This window comes from Candidatus Palauibacter sp. (assembly GCF_965261555.1).
Lineage (GTDB): Bacteria > Gemmatimonadota > Gemmatimonadetes > Palauibacterales > Palauibacteraceae > Palauibacter.
Genome location: NZ_OZ253465.1, coordinates 3,636,449 through 3,643,730, shown reverse-complemented (window position 1 = coordinate 3,643,730; position 7,282 = coordinate 3,636,449). Strand labels below are relative to the sequence as shown.

Here is a 7,282-nt window from a genome sequence, read left to right as displayed (position 1 = left end):
CAAACCCACTCAGCGCGGATGGAGCAGATGAGCGACAACATCCCGGACATCGCCGACTTCGCGATCGAGAAGTACGAATTCCCGAGCGGCACGACGCTGTCCGATGAGGCGCGCGAAGGAGGCGGTGGAGAAGGTTCGCGATGCGCTGTGGGAGATGGTGAACGCGTTCCGGAGCGGGCGTAGCGCCGACGCAAGCGGTCGCGGCAGCAGAATGACCAGCACCTCGCGAGAGTCCCCCGTCGCCATCGTCGGGTACAGCTATCGAATGCCGGGCGGGATCCGGACGGATTCCGACTTCTGGCGGTTGCTGCGCGAACGCGAGATCGTCCAGGAGCCCATTACCGACCGCTACGGCAGGGGCTATCGGCCCATCGGCCGCTTCTCCGGGCCCGGACGCTTCGCCAGCCCATACGAGGGGCTGATCCGCGAGGATGTCGAAAAGCTGATCGATCCCAAGCTCTTCGGACTGTCGCAGGATGAAGTGCTGGCGATGGATCCGCAGGTGCGGATGCTGCTGAACTGCTCGTGGGAGACCTGCGAGCGGGTCGGTTGGGGCCTGCACTCCCTTCACAACAGCGCCACCGGCGTCTTCATCGGCGCGCAGATCCCTCCGGTCGCCAGTTGGCGCCCCATGCACGGCGCGGGCCCGTTCGATGTCACCTCGCTGAGCGTGGCCATGCTGGCCAACCGGGTGTCGTACCACTTCAACCTGATGGGTCCGTCGATCACCTATTGCACGGCCTGCTCGGCGAGTCTGACCGCGCTTCACTCGGCAATGGCCGCGCTCCAAAGCGGCGACTGCGAACAGGCTCTCGTAGGGTCGGTCAACTATCTCGGAACTTCGCGGCTCAGCGCTTCATTCAATGCGCTGGGCGTCATCAGTCCCGACGGCAAATGCCATTCCTTCGACGCCGACGCGAACGGCTACATCCGCTCGGAGGGAGCGTTCATCTTCGCGCTCAAGCCCCTCGATGCCGCCGAGAGGGACGGGGATCAAATCCACGCCGTGATCGAGGGGACCGCCGTCAACGCCGCCGGCGCGGCCGATGGAAGCTCCGGGCTCGCGCAGGGTCGCTACATCTCCGCCCCCACCCGTCACGCGCAGGTGGACCTGATGCGCAAGGCCTGCGCCCGCGCCGGCCGCGCGCCCGGGGAGTTCGACTACATTGAAGCGCACGCGACCGGCACGGTTGTGGGAGACCGCATCGAGGGCAACGCCATCACGGAGGCCTTCGGGGGGGTCGACCGCGACGTGCCGCTGCGCGTCTCCAGCGTGAAGAGCAACCTGGGACACATGGAGGCGGCGGCGTTTCACTGTGCCCTGCTGAAGGTCGTTCTGATGATGCAGCGGCGCACCTTCGCGCCGACTTCGAAGAACTTCGCCGTCCCGAATCCGGAGATCGACTTCGACGGCGGCCGAATGCAGGTGCAGACGGAGTGCGAACCGTTCCCGGAGCGGCCAGTGGTGGTCGGCATCAATTCCTTCGGCTTCGGCGGCGCCAACGGACATTGTGTGATCCGGGAATACGAGCCGCCGCGGTCGCGCGCCTGGTCGTCGCATCCGGCCTCGCGGGGCGGGTTCATGATCCCGCTCTCGGCGCGCAACGCCGGGGCGTTGACGCGGGGCGCCCGGCGGCTGCGGGAACAACTGGCCGAGAACGGGACCGACCTCTACACGGTGGCGGGCAATCTGAGCCGCCGTCGCACGCACTTTGCCACCCGAACCGCCTTTGCGGTGCGAAACCGGGAGGAGTTGCTCGCGTCGCTGGACGAGTTCGCCGAGAGTCCCTCGAACGTCAGCACGACCGACGACGACGAACGCCGAATCGCGATGGTCTTCGCCGGCCAGGGGACCCAATGGGCGGGTTGCGGTCAGGGACTCTATGACGCCGACCCTGTCTTCCGCAGGGCGATCGACGCCGTCGAAGATCACTGGCGGACACACTCGGACATTTCGCTGCGCGACGCCTGCTTCAACGCTCCACGGGAGGAGCTCGACGAGGTGCGGCTCGCGCAGCCCGCGATCTTCATGATCCAGTGCGCCCTCTTCGAACTCTTCAAGACCTGGGGCGTGCATCCGGAATGCGTCGTCGGGCACAGTTCGGGCGAGGTCGCGGCCGCCTACGCCTCCGGTGCACTGTCGCTCGCCGAGGCGACGCGGCTCGTCTATCACCGCGCGACGCTGCAGCAGAGCAGGGCCGGTTCCGGGAGGATGCTGGCGATCGGTCTCGATCTCGCCGGCGTGGAGGAAGTGCTCGACTCGCTCGACATCGCGTTCCGGCCCGGCGGGGACCGGCCGACGCAGGTGGAGATCGCCTGCGAAAACGCGCCGGCCAGCGTGGTCGCCTGCGGCCGGGAGGCGGAGTTGAGGCCGGTCATGGCCGAACTGGATCGCCGCAACGTGCAGAACCAGTTGCTCGCGGGGAATATCGCGTTCCATTCCTCCGCCATGGATCCCATCCGGGACGACGCGCGCGAGGCGCTGGCATTCCTGGACGACTGCGCGTTCGACGCCGGCATCCCCTTCGTCTCCTCTGTGACCGGCGACCGCACGGAACGCCTCGATGGCGGCTACTGGTGGACGAATATCCGGGAATCCGTGCACTTCGCACGCGCGATCGACACGATCATGCGCGAATTCCGTCCGGACGTGTTTCTGGAAATCGCCCCTCACAGCGCGCTTCAATCCGCGGTGGCCCAGTGTATCGAGCAGATCTCGCCCACGCCGGCCAACATTCCGAGCCTCCATCGGGATTCGGACGACCGGCTCGGTTTTCAGGAGGCTCTCGCCTCACTGTTCAGGTCCGGCGTCGCTCTCGACTTCGAGGCCCAGTATCCGCGGCCGCGGCCCATCGCCCATCTCCTTCCCGGTCATCCCCGGGACGAGCAGGCGCTGATCGACCACCTCACCGACGACGAGTTCTTCGTCCGGCAGGGCCAGTACTCCCACGGCCCTCTGGTCGGCCACCGGGTGCCGAGTGAGCACCTGCTCTTCGAGGCGCGGCTTTCGGAGAAGGACTTCCCCTGGTTGACGGACCATCGCGTGCATCACGCCGCGATCATGCCGGCCGCGGGCTACATCGAACTCGTCCTTCAGGCGCTGGAGGGCGCGCCCGTTCACTTCGAGGTGCTCGAGTTCCTGCAGCCGTGTCCGATTCCGAAGACGCCGGTGCGGCTTCAGACGGCCCTGCATCCGGTCCCGGGCTCGCCCGACGAGTTCACCTTCACGATCTCGTCCCGTCCGTACGATGTGGACGCCGCGAGCGAGGTCCATTGCCGCGGCCGGGTGGCCCGGATCGAAGCCGGGCACCCCGTCGGCGTGCCGGCCCGCCTCGAGGAAATCGACCGCTCCTCGTGCGAAACCGTGTTCGCCAGGAGCGAATTCTACGAGCGGCTTGAGGCGGTTCTCAGCGAGGCCTTCCAGTACGGTCCGTATTTCCAGACGATACGCCTGTTCGAGCTGATTCCCGAAACCAGGGCTCTGATCGTCGACATCGAAATGGACGAGGAGCTCTGGGCGACGGGTCGCGACGAGGGCTACGTCGGGTGCCCGCCGCTCCTCGACGGGGGTCTGCAGATCTTCCTGTCGTACCTGCTGAACGCTTCCCACCTCTTCGCCATCCCCCAGCGGGCCGAACGGACGACCTTCCTGCGCCCGCCCACCGGTCCGCGGATCACCTGCCACGTGACCAGACCCGCCGACGACTGGATGGACGCGAACGAGCGCGGGCAGTACTCGGTCCAGCGCGGCGAAAGGGCCGCCGGGGCGATCAGCTTCTACGACAGCGACACAGGTCACCTGATCGCCCACATCGCGCTGTACACATACTTCACCTCGAATCCGCGCTGGAACGACCTGCCGAAGACCAAGCACGAAATCGTGTGGCAACCGAAGTTCGTTCCCGGAGGCAGGGCGCTTCAGGACCGGCTGCCCGAGGGCGAGATCGAGCCCGCCGCACTGATCGCGGCGCTCGAACGGGCGGCCGGGGACGCGGACGGGGACGAGGGATACGGTTGTCATGTGGCCGAGTTCTCCGGATCGCGGGCACCCGATCGGACCATTCTGGCCGGCTGTCTGGACCACCTGACGCGTGCGGGCGCCCGGTCCGAGTTCTGGCTCCTGAGCGACAGCGAGGAGACGGCCCAAGGCCAATACGACGCCTTCAACCAGCAGGACGCCGCGCTGCGCTTCCAGTGTCTCGACCCGGCGTCCGAGCCCGCGATGGACGAGGGTCTCCTTCGCCCGCGCAGCGTCGAAGTTGCGTTCCTGCACCGGTCGGACGACCTCCCCGGCCCCGACGGCTGGAGGTTCCTGCAGCGCCTGTGCGTGGCGGGAGGGCTGGCGCTGGTCCGCCACGACGACGGCGACAGCGTCGAGGACGGCGACGGCATCGAGCCCGGCGAGGGGTGGACGGTCGTCAGGGCCGGCCGGCGGACCACCCTGTTGCAGGCGCCGCACGTCGACGCCGGCGAAACCGGGGACGGCCCGCTTCCGGGGCCGCGCTGGGTGCTGGGAGAGCCGTCGAGCCGGGCGTCCGAATGGACGGCGCGGCTGGACGCCCCCGAAGCCGTACAGTCCATTCCTCACGAGGCCGTCCTCCGGGGACAATTCGACTCGCTCGAGGTCTGGTCGCAGGCGGCCGAGGTGCGCGCGATCGACTTCTTCTGCGGTGCCGACCCACATGATCCGACGGGCGAGATGGCGACCGAGCACTTCGTCGGGTTCGTGCAGGCGCTCGTCTCCGCCCGGCTGGCGAACGCGAATCATGTCTGTCGTCTCAGCGTGGTCACCCACCGCGGGGTCTTCGACGTCGAACACCCGCGCGGCAGCGCGCTGTGGGGTGCGGTGCGCAGCATGGCCATGGAGGTCGGCGACGAGGCGAAGCTCGATTTCCGCCTCGTGGATCTCGGCGACGCGGATGATCTGGAGACGCTCGCCCGGCTCGCGCGGTGCGACCTGCGCGAGCGCGAACTGGCCGTGCGGGAGAACCGCCTGTGGGCGCCGCGCATTTCCAGCATCAGGAAACGGTATTCCCATGTGTCCGCCGGCGACGACGCGGAATACCGGCTGACCCTGGACAACCCGGGCCAGATCGCCGGCCTGCAGATGAAGACGTACGAACTCCCTCCCGTCGGGCCCAGCGATGTGAAGATCGAAGTCGAGGCGGCGGCGCTCAACTTCCGCGACGTGATGGTCACGCTGGGGCTGCTGCCCGCCCTCGCCTACGAGCGTTCGGCGCTCGGCCGCCAGGTGGGGATGGAGGGGAGCGGAACGGTGCGGCAGGTCGGGTCGAAGGTGCGGCACTGCGCGGTCGGCGACCAGGTCGCGTTCATCGCGGGCGGCTGTATCGCCAACCACGCGGTCGTCCCCGAAACCCTCGTCTTCGCCAAGCCCGACCGGCTGAGCATGGAAGAGGCCGCGTCGACCCTGTCCGTCTACGTCACGGCCTTCTACTCCCTGATCCACTTGGCCCGCCTCCGGAAGGGCCAGCGCGTCCTGATACACTCCGCGATGGGCGGGGTCGGGCAGGCCGCGATCGCCCTCGCCCGGCACGCGGGCGCCGAGATCTTTACGACGGCCGGCAGCGCGGACAAGCGCGAACAACTCCTCGCGATGGGGGTGCGGGGCGCCTTCGATTCGCACAGCTACGACTGGTACGACGACCTGATGACCGCGACCAGCGGGGAGGGCGTGGACGTCGTGCTGAACTCCCTGGCCGGGCGGCACATCGAACTGTGTCTGCGGGCGCTCCGCCCGGGCGGTTGGCACTGCGAAATCGGCAAGATCGACATCTACGCCGACAATGACCTCGGGCTACGGATCTTCCGGAAGAATCTCCGCTTCGCGGCCATCGACGTAGACCGTCTGATGCTCGACGATCCCGGCTTGACGCGCGAGATCTCCGAAACGTGCATGGACCTGCTGGGCCGGGGTGCGCTGCCCCCGCTCCCGATCACGGTCTTCCCGTACCGGGACTACGCCAGGGCCCTGCGCCTGATGACGACGGGCAGGCACCAGGGCAAGCTGGTGCTCAAGGCGCCGCGGGAATCCGCCGACCCCCGGTTCCCGGTCGCGGACATCCAGCCGCTCTTCGATCCGGACGCAACCTATCTCGTGACCGGCGGGCTGGGCGGCTTCGGGCTCCGCCTGATTCCGTATCTGGTCGCGTCCGGCGCGCGGCACCTCACGTTGCTGGACCGCGATCCCCAGCGTCGCCGGGACGCCGAGTGGATCCGGCGCTCCAGCGCGCTCGTCTACATGGACATCGAAGCCGAGATCGACATCGTGTCCGGGGATGTGGCCGTGGAGGCCGACGTGCAACGGTGCGTCCGACAGCTCGAGCGGCCGCTCAAGGGCGTGTTCCACCTCGCCGGCGCATTGGACGACCGCCTGCTCGACGACATGTCGGCCGAGTCGCTGCGGCGGGTGTTCGCACCCAAGGCCTCCGGCGCGCTTCACCTTCACGAGGCCACCGCCGGCCACGAACTCGACCACTTCGTCCTCTTCTCGTCCACCGCCTCGATGCTGGGGAATCCGGGGCAGATCAACTACAGCGGAGCCAACGGCTTCCTGGACGGCCTGGCCGCGGCCCGCCACCGGCAGGGCCTGCCCTGCCTGGCCTACAACATGCCCGCCGTGGCCGACGCCGGAATGGCCGCCCGCAGTCTTCCGGTGCTGCGCATGATGCGCGCAGCAGGAATGCCGCCGGTCAGCTCCGACCTCGCCATCGCCAACCTGGACTACGCGTTGCGGGCGCTCTCCGATCGGCCCCACCTCGTCACCTCGCTCTTCGAGCGTCCGTCGTGGACCGTCGACTTCCCGGACTACATGCGGATCGGGCGCGTGATGCACAATCACGATGCCTTCGAGGCGGGCTCCGGTGGAGAACTCACCCTCGAGAACGTCGTAGAGCAGATCGCCGCCAAGGTCGCCGAACTCTGCGGCCACGAGGACGGCGAGGTGGACGAACCGTTGTCGAGCTTCGGGCTGACCTCCATCTCCGTCGCCGAACTCGGGACGTTCATCCAGGCCGAGTTCAACTACCGCGTCAGCGCACTCGAACTCATGACGACCGCCTCGTCCCTGTCGCTGGCGCAAGGCATCATTCACGGCCAGGAAGACATCGGCGAGGACGAGGCCGGGACGGCTGGGGATGGCCCCGCCGGCACCGCCGAAATCTCCCTGCCGCGGGCCCGCCGCACGCCGTCGGCCTTTGCGAACGCCCCGGAGGACCATTTCCCGACAGATCACTCAGATCGTGTCCCGGCGGAGGCGACCTGA

General features: G+C 68.0%; 2 protein-coding genes. Both read left to right on the top strand.

Translation table 11 applies throughout. The annotated features are described in order from the left end of the window. Nucleotides 1-27 precede the first annotated feature (27 nt). On the top strand, nucleotides 28-183 hold the full coding sequence (locus tag ACQY5G_RS15840) for a hypothetical protein (protein WP_428275584.1): 156 nt from the start codon (nucleotides 28-30) through the stop codon (nucleotides 181-183). Nucleotides 184-211: 28 nt separating this feature from the next. Beyond that, nucleotides 212-7,282 carry an SDR family NAD(P)-dependent oxidoreductase gene (locus ACQY5G_RS15835; protein WP_428275582.1) on the top strand — a complete coding sequence of 2,357 codons (7,071 nt, stop codon included), beginning with the start codon at nucleotides 212-214 and terminating at the stop codon, nucleotides 7,280-7,282.

Coding starts and splice junctions, on each gene's coding strand:
- ACQY5G_RS15840 (WP_428275584.1), top strand. CDS start 28: ATGAGCGACAACATCCCGGACATCGCCGACTTCGCGATCGAGAAGTAC.
- ACQY5G_RS15835 (WP_428275582.1), top strand. CDS start 212: ATGACCAGCACCTCGCGAGAGTCCCCCGTCGCCATCGTCGGGTACAGC.